The sequence below is a fragment of the Streptomyces sp. NPDC031379 genome (assembly GCF_055569615.1).
In genome coordinates, this window is the sequence record NZ_JBVIIT010000041.1 from 41036 (window position 1) to 56581 (window position 15546).

16 protein-coding genes are annotated in these 15546 nt (G+C 73.7%); 6 read left to right on the plus strand and 10 right to left on the minus strand.

All coding sequences use genetic code 11. The features are described from left to right. From ACZ5CW_RS38940 to ACZ5CW_RS38955, 4 genes are all read left to right on the plus strand, one after another. Positions 1-504 (plus strand): hypothetical protein, encoded by a 504-nt coding sequence (locus tag ACZ5CW_RS38940; RefSeq protein WP_468610188.1) that lies wholly within the window; start codon positions 1-3, stop codon positions 502-504. Further along, on the plus strand, positions 501-1223 hold the full coding sequence (locus tag ACZ5CW_RS38945; protein ID WP_468610154.1) for a class I SAM-dependent methyltransferase: 723 nt from the start codon (positions 501-503) through the stop codon (positions 1221-1223). The genes ACZ5CW_RS38940 and ACZ5CW_RS38945 overlap by 4 nt, the downstream gene beginning before the upstream one ends. Before the next feature lie 89 nt (positions 1224-1312). Further along, complete coding sequence (locus ACZ5CW_RS38950; RefSeq protein ID WP_468610156.1) at positions 1313-2695, plus strand: FAD-binding protein; 1383 nt, start codon at positions 1313-1315, stop codon at positions 2693-2695. A gap of 106 nt (positions 2696-2801) precedes the next feature. Then, positions 2802-4448 (plus strand): PucR family transcriptional regulator, encoded by a 1647-nt coding sequence (locus ACZ5CW_RS38955; RefSeq protein WP_468610158.1) that lies wholly within the window; start codon positions 2802-2804, stop codon positions 4446-4448. Here the strand turns inward: ACZ5CW_RS38955 and ACZ5CW_RS38960 are convergent. From ACZ5CW_RS38960 to ACZ5CW_RS38985, 6 genes are all read right to left on the minus strand, one after another. Continuing rightward, the gene (locus tag ACZ5CW_RS38960; protein ID WP_468610160.1) at positions 4445-5617 is read right to left on the minus strand and encodes a glycosyltransferase family 4 protein; all 1173 of its coding nucleotides are present in this window, start codon (positions 5615-5617) and stop codon (positions 4445-4447) included. The two genes, ACZ5CW_RS38955 and ACZ5CW_RS38960, sit on opposite strands and share 4 nt — an antisense overlap. Positions 5618-5970: 353 nt before the next feature. After that, the gene (locus ACZ5CW_RS38965) at positions 5971-6657 is read right to left on the minus strand and encodes a hypothetical protein (protein WP_468610190.1); all 687 of its coding nucleotides are present in this window, start codon (positions 6655-6657) and stop codon (positions 5971-5973) included. Between the two features lie 59 nt (positions 6658-6716). Then, positions 6717-8459: a DNA repair protein RecN gene (gene recN, locus ACZ5CW_RS38970; protein WP_468610162.1), complete on the minus strand. Its 1743-nt coding sequence runs from the start codon at positions 8457-8459 to the stop codon at positions 6717-6719. 143 nt (positions 8460-8602) lie between these two features. Further along, on the minus strand, positions 8603-9508 hold the full coding sequence (locus ACZ5CW_RS38975) for an NAD kinase (RefSeq protein ID WP_201842339.1): 906 nt from the start codon (positions 9506-9508) through the stop codon (positions 8603-8605). Continuing rightward, a complete protein-coding gene (locus ACZ5CW_RS38980; RefSeq protein ID WP_468610164.1) occupies positions 9505-10320 on the minus strand; it encodes a TlyA family RNA methyltransferase in 816 nt (271 codons plus the stop codon). Before ACZ5CW_RS38980 ends, ACZ5CW_RS38975 begins: the two co-directional genes overlap by 4 nt. A gap of 58 nt (positions 10321-10378) precedes the next feature. After that, positions 10379-10675 (minus strand): hypothetical protein, encoded by a 297-nt coding sequence (locus tag ACZ5CW_RS38985; RefSeq protein WP_468610166.1) that lies wholly within the window; start codon positions 10673-10675, stop codon positions 10379-10381. 42 nt (positions 10676-10717) lie between these two features. Here ACZ5CW_RS38985 and ACZ5CW_RS38990 point away from each other — a divergent pair, with 42 nt between their 5' ends. Next, a complete protein-coding gene (locus ACZ5CW_RS38990; protein ID WP_468610168.1) occupies positions 10718-11065 on the plus strand; it encodes a sterol-binding protein in 348 nt (115 codons plus the stop codon). Here the strand turns inward: ACZ5CW_RS38990 and ACZ5CW_RS38995 are convergent. From ACZ5CW_RS38995 to ACZ5CW_RS39010, 4 genes are read right to left on the minus strand one after another with little or no spacing between them, the layout of a single operon-like run. Continuing rightward, entirely contained in the window at positions 11049-11861 is an 813-nt protein-coding gene (locus tag ACZ5CW_RS38995) for an ABC transporter ATP-binding protein (protein ID WP_468610170.1), read from the minus strand. The genes ACZ5CW_RS38990 and ACZ5CW_RS38995 overlap by 17 nt on opposite strands. 59 nt (positions 11862-11920) lie before the next feature. Then, on the minus strand, positions 11921-12967 hold the full coding sequence (locus ACZ5CW_RS39000; RefSeq protein ID WP_468610172.1) for a FecCD family ABC transporter permease: 1047 nt from the start codon (positions 12965-12967) through the stop codon (positions 11921-11923). Beyond that, positions 12964-14007, minus strand: coding sequence for a FecCD family ABC transporter permease (locus ACZ5CW_RS39005; protein ID WP_468610174.1), 1044 nt, complete (start codon positions 14005-14007; stop codon positions 12964-12966). The genes ACZ5CW_RS39000 and ACZ5CW_RS39005 overlap by 4 nt, the downstream gene beginning before the upstream one ends. A gap of 59 nt (positions 14008-14066) precedes the next feature. Continuing rightward, a complete protein-coding gene (locus tag ACZ5CW_RS39010; protein WP_468610176.1) occupies positions 14067-15095 on the minus strand; it encodes an HAD hydrolase-like protein in 1029 nt (342 codons plus the stop codon). Positions 15096-15169: 74 nt separating this feature from the next. Here ACZ5CW_RS39010 and ACZ5CW_RS39015 point away from each other — a divergent pair. Beyond that, the coding region (locus ACZ5CW_RS39015) for a DUF1015 family protein (RefSeq protein ID WP_468610178.1) at positions 15170-15546 on the plus strand (377 nt) is incomplete at its 3' end.

Genomic DNA, 15546 nt, shown 5'->3' on the forward strand with positions numbered 1-15546 from the left:
ATGGCACGATTCGTCCGCTGGTACGGCTCCGGTCCTCTGCACCTGCTCGTCCTGATCGCCTCCTTCGCACTGGCCGGCTACGCCATGGTGCGCCTCTTCGCGGTCCAGCCCTGGGAGGTGGCGATCTGGTTCGTCGGCGCGGCGATCCTCCACGACCTCATCCTGCTGCCCCTGTACTCGGTGGCCGACCTGTCGGCCCTCTCCGTACTGCGGCACCGAGCCGCCGACGGACCGTCGGTGCCGTGGATCAACCACCTGCGTGTCCCCGCCTTCCTCTCGGGTCTGCTCCTGCTGGTCTGGTTTCCCCTCATCTTCCGTCTGGCGGTCCCCTACCCCGGTGACACCGGGCTGTCCGACAGCGTCTACCTCGGCCGATGGCTGGCGATCACCGGTGTACTCTTCGCGACCTCCGCGCTGGCCTTCGCGATGAGACTGCGCCGCGTGAGGCGGGCCGGCCACGGCGACGAGAGCCGACCCGCCGCAGGACATGGCGCAGCACCGTGACGACGGACGAGGACGAGCTGTACGACGCCGACGAGGATCCTTACGCGCTCGCCCTGCGCCCCGGCCGGGAACCGGTGTACCTGCGGCTGGCCGATGGGCGCCGAATCCGGGTGCCGGTCCACCGGTGGCACGAGCAGCCCACGGCGACCGACAAGACAGTGCTGGAACGCTGCATCGGTCCTGTCCTCGATGTCGGCTGCGGCCCGGGCCGCATGTGCAGGGCACTCTTGGGCCGGGGCGTCTTCGCCCTCGGGGTCGACATCGCGCCTCGTGCGATCGCCCTGACCACCGCCCTGGGCGGACTCGCACTCTGCCGATCGGTGTTCGACCGGCTGCCGGCTGAGACAGGCTGGCAGACGGTCCTCCTCATCGACGGCAACATCGGCATCGGAGGCGATCCTCATGGCCTGCTGCGCCGCTGCGGTCGGCTCATCGCCCCCACCGGACGTCTCGTCGTCGAGGTCGACATCGACGACGTCGAAGAGCAGTGCACTGCCAGGTTCGAGAACCTCCAGGGCCAGAGCGGTCCGTTCTTTCCCTGGGCACGGCTCGGACGACGAGCGCTCCACAGGACTGCCGCCGACCTTGCCCTCGGCATCACCGACGAGTGGACGAGCGGACACCGATGCTTTGCCACCCTCGCACACCAGGGATCATGCCGGGACCGCCCTCACACGGGCCTCACCGTGACGGACGCCGGCGGGACAGAGGTCGTCTGAGCCGGATCCTGCGGCCCACGGCAGGAGCGGCGGGCCGCGCGCGCCTACGCTGGGAGAGTCACCCAGCCCCTGCACGGAAGGGGGCGGCCATGGCTCCCCCGTCGAAGGCGGGCGCGGCCCTCGCCGCGCTCCGCGAGGATCTGGTCGGCGACGTGTTCGCCCCGGGGGACCCGGGCTACGACGAGGCCCGGACCGTCTTCAACGCGATGATCGACCGGCGGCCGGCCGTGATCGCCCAGTGCGCGGACGCCACCGACGTGGTGCGGGCCGTGCGTTTCGGCAGGGAGCTGGACCTGCACATCGCGGTGCGCGGCGGCGGTCACAGCGTGGCCGGGACGGCGCTGGGCGACGGTGCGCTCGTGGTGGACCTGCGCCGGATGCATCAGGTGACCGTGGACCCGGCGGCCGAGGCGGCCCGGGTGGAGGGCGGCGCCACGATGAGCCATCTGGACCGGGCCACCGAGCCCTACGGTCTCGCGACCACCGGCGGTCGGGCGTCCACCACCGGTGTCGGCGGCTTCGTCCTGGGCGGTGGCACCGGCTGGCTGGACCGGGCCTTCGGGCTCGCCGCCGACAATCTGCTGGGCGTGGAACTGGTGACCGCGGACGCCGAGCGGGTGCACGCGAACGCCGATGAGAACCCCGAGCTGTTCTGGGCCCTGCACGGCGGGGGCGGCAACTTCGGCATCGCCACCGCGCTGACCCTGCGGCTGTACGAGCTGCCGGAGTTCTCGATCGTCCTGCTGATGTTCCTGCCGCAGTCCGGACCGGATGTGACCCGCACCTTCCGCGAGATCATCCGTACCGGGCCGGACGAGGTGAGCGGTGCGGTGCTGTACCTGACCGGTCCGCCCGAGGACTTCATGCCCGCGGAGCTGGTGGGCAAGCTGGTCTGCGCCGCGCTGCTGACGTATGCGGGCGGCGAGGACGAGCTGCGCAAGCTCGCCGAGCCGCTGCTCGCGCTGCCGCACGAGGTGGAGCTGGCCGGTGACATGCCGTACGCCGACGTGCAGTGCATGCTCGATGATCCGCCTGGGCAGCGGAACTACTGGTCGGCGGAGTACCTGACCGCTCTCCCGGACGACCTGGTGCGGGTCTTCTGCGCCCGCGCGGACAGCATGCCGGTGCCGACCAGCACCCAGCATCTGCTGTTCCCGCAGGGCGGGGCGATCGCCTCCGGTCCGCACGAGTACCCGGTGCCGTACCGGGACGCGGCCTGGGCCGCGCACCCGTTCGCCATCTGGACGGATCCGGCCGACGACGAGCGGGCGATCACGTGGGTGCGGGACGTCCGCGCCGACGTCCGGCCCTGGAGCACCGGCGCCGTCTACCTGAACTTCATCGGGGACGAGGGCCCGGAGCGGGTCAGGGCGGGTCTGGGCGAGGGGAACACCCTGCGCCTGGAGAAGGTGAAGCGGCGGTACGACCCGGACAACGTGTTCCGCTTCAACCACAACATCAGGCCCGTCTGACCCCACCGCCCACCGGTGACCTCGTGACGCGCGCGAGGGCGCCAAGATCGTCTTCGTGACCGCGCGGAGATGTCGCCGGAACGTGTGCGCGGGTAGCGTCCGCTGCATGGACAGCCGTACGGACAACCGATTCGACACCCAGGGCGCCGGCATCACCGTGCAGCGGGCCCTGGAGCTGCCCGGCCTGCGCAGCGGGTTGCCGGAGATCCTGGCGGGCGCCGACCGGCTGGGGCGGACCGTGCGCTGGGTGCACGCCGGCGAGGTGCCGAACATCGCCTCGCTGCTCAAGGGCGGCGAACTGCTGCTCACCACCGGCTACGGCCTCGGCACCCGCCCCGCCGAGCAGCGGGCCTTCGTACGGACCCTCGCCGAGCGCGGGATCGCCGCCCTGGTGGTGGAGCTGGGCCCGCGCTTCGCCCGGCTGCCCGCCGCTCTGGTGGACACCGCCCGCAGCGCCGGGCTCCCGCTGGTCCAGCTGCACCGCGAGGTGCCGTTCGTGACGGTGACCGAGGAGATCCACACGGAGATCGTCAACGGCCACTACGCGCTGCTGCAGCGGGCGGAGGAGGTGCACCGGCGCTGCACGGAGGCCCTGCTGAGCGGTGGCGGGGTGCCGCAGGTGCTGGGCATCCTGGCCGACTTCAGCGCCAATCCGGTGTTCCTGGAGACGGCGGACGGCCGGCTGCTGTACGCCGCCGGGTCCGGTCCGGAAGGTGCGGATCCGCTGCAGGTGTGGGAGGGGCTGCGCGGCCCGCAGAAGGACGTCCCGCCGCCGGCCGGTTCGGTGCTCGTGGACGTCCCCGGCGGCGGTCCCGGTACGGCGGGCTCGGTGCGCGCCCGGCTCGTGCTGCTGCCGGTCCGCTCATCGCTGGCTCCGGTGCACCGGATCGCCGCCGAGCGGGCCGCGGGCATCCTGGCCGTGGTGCTGATGCAGGCCCGGCAGGAGGAGGAGCTGGCGGCGCGCGGACGCGGTGACTTCCTCACCGATCTCGCCGAGGGCCGCATCACGGCGGAGGACGCGCCGGCGCAGGCCCGGGTCCTCGGCTTCAAGCCCGGTGACAGCCCGCTGCTGCCCGTGGTGATGCGGGTCGGCGACTCCCTGTCTCCCGGCGGCGGCTGGGCGGTGCTGGCCCGGGCGGTCTCGGAGGAGCTGGCCGCGGTGGGCGTGCCGGTGCTGCTGGGGGTGCGGCCGCTGGAGGGCCGGGTGCTGGTGCTGCTGGGGCTGCGCTCGGAGTCGGAGCGGTCGGCGGTCGCGGACCGGGTGGCGGCGGCGCTGCGCGCGGGCGTGGAGCGGGCCGGGATGCGGCGGCCGGGCTCTCCCCCGCCGGTGGTGGTGGTCGGCGTGGCGGGCGGCTGGGCGGCCGCCTCGGCGGGGCTGCGGCACGCGGCGGAGACGGCGGCGGCGGCCCAGGGACTGACCGACCGCCCCTGGTACGACGCCCGCCGCCTGGACATCGACCTGCTGCTGTGGCGGCTGCGCGACCACCCGGACCTGGCTGCCTTCGTGGACCGCGCGATCGGCCCGCTGCGCGACCACGACCACCGCTCCAGGCCGCCGCTGCTGCCGACCCTGGAGACCTATCTGGCGCACACCGGCCGCAAGGCCGAGACGGCCCGCGAACTGCACCTCAACCGCCAGACCCTGTACAACCGGCTCGCCCGCATCGGGGAGTTGCTCGGCACCGACCTCGACGACCCGCAGACGGTCCTGGCGTTGAGCCTGGCCCTCCGCGCCCGCCGCCACGTCCCCTAGGCGAGCGGCCGGGGCTGGGTCAACTCGTCGTACACGCTGAGCACCTGGGCGACGGTCTCGTCCTCCGTCGGCCAGGTGGCGGCCTGCCGCAGGCCCCGCTCCCGCAGCAGTTCGCGCCGCTCCGGATCGACGAGCAGGCGTACGACGGTGTCGGCGAGCGCCTCCGCATCGCCGTACGGGACGAGTTCGGCCGCGTCTCCGACGAGGTCCGGGATGCCGCCGACGCGGGTCGCGACGAGCGGCACGCGCGCGTGCAGCGCCTCCTGGGCGAGGACGGACCGCGATTCCCAACTGCTGGTCAGCAACGCCAGGTCGGCGGCGGCGAGCAGCTCGGGCACGTCCTCGCGGCGGCCGATGAGCCGCACCGGCAGCTCCTCGTCCTCGATCCGCCGCTGCAGCACCGGCCGCAGCGGGCCCTCCCCGGCGACGACGACGAGCGGCACGGGGTCCAGGTCCCGCCAGGCGCGGGCCGCGTCGAGCAGGACGTCGTAGCCGCGGTGGCGGTCGAGTGAGCCGACCGCGATGAGCATCGGGCGGCCGGTGGTGCCGAGTTCGGCCCGGATCTTGGGGCGCAGCCGGTCGAGGTCGTCCCGGGAGGCGGGTCCCCCCGCCCGAGCGCGGCCGGGAGGGGCGGAGATCGGGTGCTGTCCCGGCAGGCCGACGCCCGCGAGCCGGGCGTCGCGCGCGCCGCATAGGCGCGCCCGGTCGACCAGGTCGGAGCTGGTGCCGAGGACGACGGCCGCCGTCTTCACCACCCGCCGCTCCAGCAGCCGCAGCAGATGCGCCCGCGCCCCCTCGGCCCGCGCCCGGTTGTGCCAGGTGACCACCAGAGGGGTGCTGCGTCCGCCGAGTGCGAGCACGGCGCGGAAGGAGGCGTGCAGTCCGTGCGCGTGCACGAGGTCGGCGTCGGCGCAGGCCGATCGGAGCGCGGCCACGGAGGCCGGGTCGCTGCTGCGTGGCACGTGGACGTGCTCGGCGCCGGTCCCGGTGAAGTCGTAGGCGTGGTCGGCTTCGGCGGGGGCGCACACCGTGACCTGTACGCCCCTCGCCACGAGCCCCTCGGCGAGGGAACGCACGTGCGCGCTGCTGCCGGCGTTGCCTCCGCCCAGCACCTGCACGGTGCGCAGCGGCGACTGGCCGTGCGGTGCGTTGCTGCTCACGGGGCTCACGGCCGGGGCTCCTGGTTCGGCGTGGTGTGGTCACGGGGAAACGTACAGAAGGTAGCGGGGTCAGGGGGGTGGAAGGACGTACCCCGCGCGCCTGCGGCGCGGATCGTCCCGGCCTGCCGCCCGCCCCGCGTTCCCCGCCAAGCATGCCAGGACGTACGCCTGTTCCGGGAAACGTGGGTGGGCGCACCGTGCGGCGAACCGGGGCAATGCGCCGGAGCACGTCACCCACACGGGTGAAAGCAACCCCGGCCCGGCCGAACGGCACGGACCGGATCCGGCGCGGTCGGCCGACCGCGGCCCCGGAGGCGATCAGCTCCGCCCCGCAGGGCAGCGCGGGCGACCGGCTCAGCGCCTCACAGCGCCCGTGCCCACGCGGTGACCCGGTCCCCGTAGACGGCGGCGGCCACGACGGCGGCGGCGTGCGCGAGCAGTCCCGCGCGCTGGTTGCACGCGACCACGGCGGTACCGAGCGCCGCCCCGAGCGCGTGCGCCCCCGTGTCCCCGATCATCACGCGCTCACCCAGGTCGTCGGGGAGCACGGCCGCTGCGGCCCCCATGACGGCCGCGGTCAGTTCGCCGCCCGGTCCCCTCCGCAGCAGGCCCGGCGCCCCGAACGCGAGCACCGCGCCAGCCGCCCGCCCGGGGCGTACGTCGACGAGATTGACGAAATGCGCGGCCCCGGCGATCACGACACCGGCCAGCACCTTGTCGGCCGGCCGTTCCTTGAGCAGGGCCCCCGCGGCCAGCCCCGCGGCCGAGATCCCGAACAGTTTGACGGCCCCGCTGGTGACTTCGCCGTCCCGCAACGCCCCGAGATGCGCCCGGAACCCGCGCCGGTGATCCCCGGCGACGTCGTCGTACGCACCGCAGACCCCGGCCGCCAGCACCGCGAGCCCGGCGCCGGGGTGAACCCGCGCGGCCCCCACCACCGCCGCCCCGGCCGACGCCGGCCCGGCATACATCCCGACGCTCCGCCCGGCGTGGTTCCGCCGCTCCCAGCGCGCACGCCCGCCGGGCGCGGTCCTGCGCAGGACCGCCATGCCCGCCCGCGTCACACCGGCGGCCAGCGCGAAGCCGGTCCTTCGTCCCGACCGCACTCCTAGGCGTCCGCCCGGGCCGCCGCCAGGAGTTCCTCCGCATGGGCGCGGGCCGTCTCGGAGTCCTCCTGGCCGGCCAGCATGCGGGACAGCTCCCGGACGCGTTCCTCGCCCTCCAGGACCTTCACACCGGACCGGGTGACGGACCCGTCGTCGGTCTTCTCGACGAGCAGCTGCCGGTCGGCGAACGCGGCGACCTGGGGCAGGTGGGTGACCACGACGACCTGCGCGGTCCTGGCGAGCTTCGCCAGCCGCCGGCCGATCTCGACCGCCGCCTTGCCGCCGACACCGGCGTCGACCTCGTCGAAGAGGTACGTCGGCACGGGGTCGGTACCCGCGAACACGACCTCCACGGCCAGCATCACGCGGGACAGCTCACCGCCGGACGCGCCCTTGGCGATGGGCCGGGGCGGGGCGCCCGGGTGAGGGGCGAGCAGCAGCTCGACCTCGTCGACGCCCGAGGGCCCGTAGGCGACCGTACGGCCGCCGACCTCGACGCCCTCGGCGTCCTCGGTCTGCCGGAGGTCGAAGGACACGCGCGCGTGGGGCATGGCGAGGGAGGCCAGTTCGGCGGTCACGGCGGCGGCGAACCGCTCGGCGGCCTCCGTCCGCGCGTCCGTCAACGCCTGTGCGAGCCCGCCCAGTTCGACGCGCAGCGCGTCCCGCTCGGCGGTCAGCTCCTCGATCCGCTCGTCGTCGCCGTCCAGCTCGGTGAGCCGCGCGGCGCTCTGCTCGGCCCAGGCCAGGACGGCATCCACGTTGTTGCCGTACTTGCGCATGAGGCCGCCCAGCGCCGCCCTGCGCTCCTCCACCGCGGCCAGCCGCAGCGGATCCGCGTCGAGATCGTCGGCGTATCCCGCCAGCTCACCCGCGACATCGCCCAGCAGGATGCCGACCTCGCCGATCCGGTCGGCGAGCGCGGCCAGCGCCGGATCGTGCGACCGCACGGCCTCCAGGGCCCGGTGGGCGCCCGCGACGAGGGTGGAGGCGTCGATCCCCTCGGGGTCCTCGGGATTGCCCGCGAGAGCGGCGTGCGCGGCCGTCGCGGCGGACGACAGGGCCTCGGCGTGCCCCAGCCGCTCCGCCTCCTCGGCCAGCTCGACGTCCTCCCCGGCCCGCGGCTCCACGGCGGCGATCTCGTCGAGCCCGTACCGCAGCATGTCGGCTTCCTGCGCCCGCTCACGCGCGCGCGTGGTGATCTCCTCCAGCTCGGTGGAGACGGCCCGCAGCCGCCGGTAGGCCTCCGTGTACTTGGCGAGCGGCACGGCGACCGCGTCCCCGGCGTACCGGTCGAGCGCCTGCCGCTGCCGCGACAGCTTCAGCAGTCCCTGCTGGTCGGTCTGCCCGTGCACGGCCACCAGCTCGTCGGCCAGCTCGGCGAGCAGCCCCACGGGCACCCCGCGACCGCCCAGGTGGGCCCGCGAGCGGCCCTCTGCGGAGACGGTACGGCTGATCAGCAGGACCCCGTCGTCCAGTTCGGCCCCGGCCTCCTCCGCGCGTACGACGGCGGCGGCGTCCGCGGGCACGGCGATCCGCCCCTCCACGACCGCCTTCTCGGCCCCGATCCGCACGAGCGCCGGGTCGGCCCGGCCACCGAGCAGCAGTCCCAGGCTGGTGACCACCATGGTCTTGCCCGCACCCGTCTCACCGGTGACGGCTGTGAACCCCGGCGACAGCTCGACGACAGCATCGTCGATGACCCCGAGCGACCGTATCCGCATCTCCTCCAACACGGAACAGACCATACGAGGTCCGGGGCGGGGAGTGCACACAGGCCGCCCCTATCACTCCGGCGAGTGGTCCCGTCCGAAGGGGCGCGGGGAACTGCGCGACCGGCCACGAAGCACCCGCACCCGCCGCCGAAACGGAACCACCCCCACGAGCGGCGCTAGTGAGGCGCCCCCCGCCACCCGGTGGTCGGCAGGGCGAATTTCGCCACGATCCGGTCGGTGAAGGACGAGTGATGCAGCCGCGCCAGCCGTACCGGCACAGCCCCCCTCCGCACCTCCACCCGCGCCCCGGGCGGCAGCTCGACGGTCCGCCGCCCGTCGCACCACAGGACACCCGGCGGAATGTGCGGCAGCACCTCCACGGCGAGCACGGAGTCCGGCGAGGTCACCAGCGGCTTCGCGAACAGCGCGTGCGCACTGATCGGCACCATCAGCAGCGCCTCCACCTCGGGCCACACCACAGGCCCCCCGGCGGAGAACGCGTAGGCGGTGGACCCGGTCGGCGTGGAGAGCACGACGCCGTCGCAGCCGAAACCCGTCACCGGCCGCCCGTCGATCTCCAGCACGACTTCCAGCAGCTTCTCGGCGCCCGCCTTCTGCACGGCCGCCTCGTTCAGCGCCCAGTCGGTGTGCACGATGTCCCCGTTGCGGTGCACGACGACGTCGACGGTCATCCGCTCCTCGACCTCGTACGACCGCGCCACCACCCGGTCGACCACCCGGTCGAGGTCGTCCCGCTCGGCCTCCGCGAGGAACCCGACGCGCCCGAGGTTGACGCCGAGCATCGGCACCCCGGAGGCACGCGCGAACTCGGCCCCGCGCAGCAGTGTGCCGTCGCCGCCGAGGACGATCAGCAGCTCGCAGCCGTCGAGGCACTGGGGAGTCGCCTCCTTGACCAGTCCCACCTCGTCCGGCAGCGGCAGGTCGCGCGCCTCCTCCTCCAGCACCCGCACCCCGATGCCATGCCGCAGCAGGCCCTTGACGACGAGTTCCGCACTGCGGATCGCCGCGGGCCGCCCGGTGTGGGCGAGCAGGAAAACAGTACGCGCCAGGTTCTGTGTCAACGCGGCCCCTCCGCCACTGCACGGTCGACGTCGGCCGGGTCCACCTGGGGTGCCCCCGCCCGCAGCCAGAGAAAGTACTCGACGTTCCCCGAGGGGCCGGGCAGCGGGCTCGCGGTGACGCCACGCACCCCGAGCCCCAGCTCCCAGGCCTTCTCGGCCACTCCCCGCACGGCCTCCGCCCGCAGCTGCGGACTCCGTACGACACCCCCGCTGCCGAGCCGCTCCTTACCCACCTCGAACTGCGGCTTGACCATCATCACCAGGTCGGCGTCCGGTTTCACGCACCGCTTCAGGGCCGGCAGCACCAGCCCGAGCGGGATGAAGGACAGATCGCCCACGACAAGATCCACAGGTTCCCCATCGATCGCCTCAAGCGTCAACTCGCGTACGTTCGTACGGTCCTTGACGGTGACGCGTTCATCGCTCTGCAGAGACCAGGCGAGCTGTCCGTATCCGACGTCCACCGCGACGACGTGGGCGGCGCCCGCGCGCAGCAGGACATCGGTGAAGCCACCGGTGGACGCGCCGGCGTCCAGCGCGCGCCGGCCCTCGACGGCGAGCCCCTGCGGCACGAACGCCTGCAGCGCGCCGGCGAGCTTGTGCCCGCCCCGGGACACGTAGTCCGGGTCGCTGTCGTCGGACTGCACCTCGATCGCCGCGGCGGTCTCCACCTGCGTGGCCGGTTTGGTCGCGACGGTCTTGCCGACGGTGACCCGCCCGGCGGCGATCAGCTGGCTGGCGTGCTCGCGCGAGCGCGCGAGCTTCCGGCGGACCAGCTCCGCGTCCAGACGGCGGCGTGCGACTCCTGCCACGTTCGGTTCAGCTCCTGCTCTGGTGGTACGACGATCTGAAGGTGTGACCCGAAGGGTCTCATTGAGGGGCGGCCGGGTGACGGGTGGGAGCCGAAGGTCCCGGGCGGGCGTCGAGCGCGGTGAGCGCGTCGCGCAGCCCCCGGTGTACATCCTCGTACACCTCGAGATGCCCGTCGGTGGCGAGGTGGTCGGCGTCGGCCAGCCGCTCCAGCCGGGCGTCGACCTCGGCGTCGCCGGTGGGGGTACGCGGGACGTTCAGGGGGGCCGGGGCGGCGGGATCGTACTCGGGCTCGGGCCCCGGCTCTGTGACGATCGCGGCGGCCTGCGGGACGGCCTCGGACACGGACTCGCTCATGCCCAGACGCTACCTCGAACCCCTGGGGTACCGTCGGTGGCGATGGCCACGATCGAGGAGTGCCGCGCCGCACTGGGAAAGCTTTCGGACAACATGCAGGGGACCGAGGGCGAGGTGCGTGCGGCCGCCGCCCTGGACCGCTCGGTGAGCTGCCACATCACCGATCTCGACATCACCTTCGCGGGCCGGATGACCGGCGGCCGGATCGAGGTCGACGAGACCCGTCCGGGGCCGCCGCGCGAGAAGGCGCAGATCAGGCTCGCCCTGACCGGCGACGACCTGGTGGCCCTGGTGGACGGCGCACTGAACTTCGCGACCGCCTGGGGCAGGGGCCACGTGAGACTGGAGGCGAGCCTGCTGGACCTGTTCCGGCTCAGGAAGCTGCTGTGACCCGCTGCGCCCGTGCCTTGCGCGCGGCCGGCACCACGAGCGGGGTCCCCGTCTCCGGGTCGTCGATGACCTGACAGCGCAGCCCGAACACCTCCTCGACCAGTTCGGCCGTCACGATGTCGTTCGGCGCGCCCGCGGCGATCACCTCGCCGCCGCGCAGGGCGACGAGGTGGGTGGCGTAGCGGGCGGCGTGGTTCAGGTCGTGCAGGACGGCCACCAGGGTGCGGCCCTGGGTCTCGTGCAGCTCCGCGCACAGGTCCAGGACGTCGATCTGGTGCTGGATGTCGAGGTAGGTGGTCGGCTCGTCCAGGAGCAGCAGCGGGGTCTGCTGGGCCAGCGCCATGGCGATCCACACGCGCTGCCGCTGCCCGCCGGACAGCTCGTCCACGTACCGGTCGGCCAGCTCGGCGACCCCGGTCTGCCGCATCGACTCCTGGACGACGCGCTCGTCCTCCGCGGACCACTGGCGCAGCAGGCCCTGGTGCGGGTAGCGGCCCCGGCCGACGAGGTCGGCGACCGTGATGCCGTCGGGCGCGACGGACGACTGCGGGAGCAGGCCGAGGGTCCGGGCGACCTTCTTCGCGGGCATCGACTGGATGGCCTGCCCGTCGAGCAGCACCCGGCCCCGACTGGGCTTGAGCATCCGTGACAGGGCCCGCAGCAGCGTCGACTTGCCGCACGCGTTCGGGCCGACGATCACGGTGAAGGAGTTGTCGGGGATCTCCACCGACAGCTGCTCGGCGATCACCCGCTGGTCGTAGGCGAGGGTGACGTTCTCGGCGGACAGGCGGTTCACAGTGCTCCTCGTCGTGTTCGTGTTCGTGCCGCTCGCATCCGGCCCGCCCCGCGCGCGCCTCATATCCGGCCCGCCCTGCGCTCGGTGACCAGCAGCCACAGCAGATAGCCGCCGCCGAGGACGCCGGTGACCACGCCGACGGGCAGCTGGTCGGCGCCGAAGGCGCGCTGCGAGGCCCAGTCCGCGGCGACGAGCAGGGCGGCGCCCATGCAGAGGGAGGGCACCAGGTTCGGTCCCGGCGAGCGGGTCAGGCGCCGGGCGAGCTGCGGGGCGGTGAGGGCCACGAAGCTGACGGGTCCGGCGGCGGCGGTGGCGGCCGCGGTCAGCAGCACGGCGCAGACCATCAGCAGCAGCCGGACGCGCTGGACGCGCACGCCGAGGGCGCCCGCGACGTCGTCGCCCATCTCCATCATCCTGAGGCCGCGCGCGTTGGCTAGGACCAGCGGGACGAGGACCGCGCACAGGCCGAGCAGGGGCCAGACCTGGGACCAGTCACGGCCGTTGAGCGAGCCGGTCATCCACACGACCGCGCGGGCCGCGTCGACCAGGTCGGCCTTGGTGAGCAGATAGCCGTTGACCGCGGTGACGACGGCGGAGACGCCGATGCCGACCAGGACCAGCCGGTAGCCGTGCACCCCCTGTCTCCAGGCGAGCAGATAGATCGCGAGACCGGTCGCCAGTCCGCCGACCAGCGCGCCGACCGTGACCTGCGTGGAACTGCCGGACATCAGCACGATCACGATCAGCGCGCCGGCCGTCGAGCCCTGCGACAGGCCGAGCACGTCCGGACTGCCCAGCGGATTGCGGGAGATGGCCTGGAACAGCGCCCCGCCGAGGCCCAGCGAGGCGCCGACCAGCAGGCCGACGAGGACGCGCGGCAGCCGCAGCTCGTTGACGATGAAGTCCTGGTACGCGGTGCCGTTCCCGGCGAGCGTCCTGAGCACGTCGGCCGCGGGGATCTGGGCGTCGCCGGTGCCGATCAGCGCGATTCCGGCGGCGAGCGCGGCGGCCAGGAGGAGGACGACGACGATCAGGGCCCGCGGGTCCAGACGCAGGGAGAGCCCACCGGGGGCGCGTACGGCACGGCTCCTGGAGTGTGTCTTCACAGCTGGGCCGTCCTCCGCCGTCGTACGAGAAAGATGAAGACCGGGCCGCCGATGATCGCGGTGACGATGCCGACCTGGAGTTCCGCGGGGCGGACCACGACCCGGCCGATGACGTCGGCGCCGAGCAGCAGCACAGGCGACAGGACCGTGGCGTAGGGCAGGATCCAGCGCAGGTCGGGGCCGGTGAAGGAGCGCACCACGTGCGGGACCATCAGACCGACGAACATGATCGGCCCGCAGGCGGCGGTGGCGGCACCGCACAGCACGGTGGCGGCCAGCATGGCCAGGGCGCGGGTGCGGTTGAGGTCGGCGCCGAGGGCGCGTGCGGTGTCGTCGCCCATCTCCACCGCGTTCAGCGGCCGGGCCAGCACGAGCGCGAGGAGCGTGCCGACCGCGAGGAACGGCAGCACCTGCGTGATGGTCGAGTTCGTGGCCGAGGCCAGCGAACCCACCGTCCAGAAGCGCATCTTGCCCAGCGCCGCGTCGTCCAGGATCATCACGGCCTGGAGATAGCCGTAGAGCGCCGCGCTGATCGCCGTACCGGCGAGCGCGAGCCGCACCGGGGTGGCGCCCCGGCTGCCGCCGAGGAACCACACCAGCGCGCCGACCGCCGCGGCGCCCAGGAAGGCGAACCACACATACCCGGTGAGGCTGGTGACGCCGAAGAAGGTGATGGCGGTGACGACGGCCGCCGAGGCGCCGGCGTTGATCCCGAGCAGTCCGGGATCGGCCAGCGGGTTCCGGGTGAGCGCCTGCAGCACCGCCCCGGCCAGGCCGAGCGCGGCACCGACCAGCAGGCCGAGGACCGTGCGCGAGAGCCGCTCGTCCACGACGACGTCGCCGTACGTCCCCGTGTCGTGGAACAGGCCGTGCCAGACCTGGTCCAACGGCAGCGCTTTCGCCCCGACCGCGATGCTCGCCAGAGCGACGAGCACCAGGATCGTGACGGCGAGCAGGAGCCCAAAGGCCCTGGCCGCCCGGCGGGTTGGGGGCGCGGGGGCGGTAGCCGCGCGCTGTTCCGGAGGACTGTCGACCAACACGAGGTTAGGTTAGCCTACCCTCGCATACTTTCTCGATCCCCGGGTCCCACAGGCCCGGTTCAGAGTCCGAGCCGGGCCAGCGCCTTCCCCCCGTCCAGCTCGCAGGAGCCCTCCCCGGCCGCCGTCCAGGCCGCCGCACACAGCGCCCGCAGCCCGTCCGGCGTCTCGCCGTCCCCGTCCAGCTCCAGCCGGTCCGCGCCGGCGCTCGCCGTCCACCCGCCGCAGCGGAACCCGTCACCCTTTCCGGTGACTTCCGGCTGCCCGGTGAGCAGCCCGCGCAGATCCGCGTCCACGTACGTCGGCCGGTGCTGCGGCGGCGCGGCGAGCAGCAGGGCCCCGTCGGTGACGCCGGTCAGCACCAGCAGCGAGTCGACCCCGCCGTTGAACGCGCCCTCGATGTCCGTGTCCAGCCGGTCGCCGACGACCAGCGGCCGCTCCGCACCCGTCCGGATGATCGTCTCCTTGTGCATGGGCGGCAGCGGCTTGCCCGCCACCTGCGGCTCGGCGCCGGTCGCGATCCGTACGACCTGCACGGCCGCCCCGTTGCCCGGCGCGATGCCCCGCCCGCTCGGGATCGTCAGATCGGTGTTGGACGCGAACCACGGCACCCCGCGCGCCACCGCGTACGAGGCCTCCGCGAACCGCCCCCAGGGCAGCTCGGGACCGCCGTACCCCTGCACCACCGCCGCCGGATCGTCGTCCGCCGACTCGACCGGGGTCAGCCCCCGCTCGCGCAGCGCCACCCGCAGCCCCTCACCACCCACGACCAGCACCCGCGCCCCCGCCGGCACCTGTTCGCTGATCAGCCGCGCGACGGCCTGCGCGGAGGTGATGACGTCCTCGGCCCCCGTCGGTATGCCCAGCTCGGTCAGATGCCCGGCCACGGCGTCCGGCGTCCGCAGCGCGTTGTTGGTGACGTACGCCAGCCGCATACCGCCCGCCCGCGCCACCGCCAGCGAGTCCACCGCGTGCGCGATGGCGTTCCCGCCCGCGTACACCACCCCGTCCAGATCGAGCAGCGCCGTGTCGTACGCCTCGCTCAGGGGCTGCCCACTGCCCTCGGGCCTCGTCCTGACGCCTTGGCTCATTTCCGCATCGCTCCTCGTCGACTCGCCTTTCCCCCGATCATCCCGCATGCCGCTCACACACGTACGATGCCGGGATGAACACTGCAGGTCACTCGGAAGCAATGGCGCGCCGGGGCCTGGAACTCACCCCGTTCCGCGGCCTTCGTTACGACCCCGACCGGGTCGGCAGCCTGGCCTCCGTCACCTCTCCGCCGTACGACGTCGTCGTGCGCCCCGACGGGGTGCACCACCTCCAGTCGGCCGACCCGCACAACATCGTCCGGCTGATCCTGCCCCAGGCCGGCACCCCCAGCGCCCGCACCGAACAGGCCGCCGACACCCTGCGCCGCTGGCTGCGGGAGGGCATCCTCACCGCCGACCCCGAGCCGGGCCTGTACGTGTACGAACAGCAGGACGGCAACGGCATGCTCCAGCGCGGTGTCATCGGCGCCCTGCGCGTCTCGGAACCCGA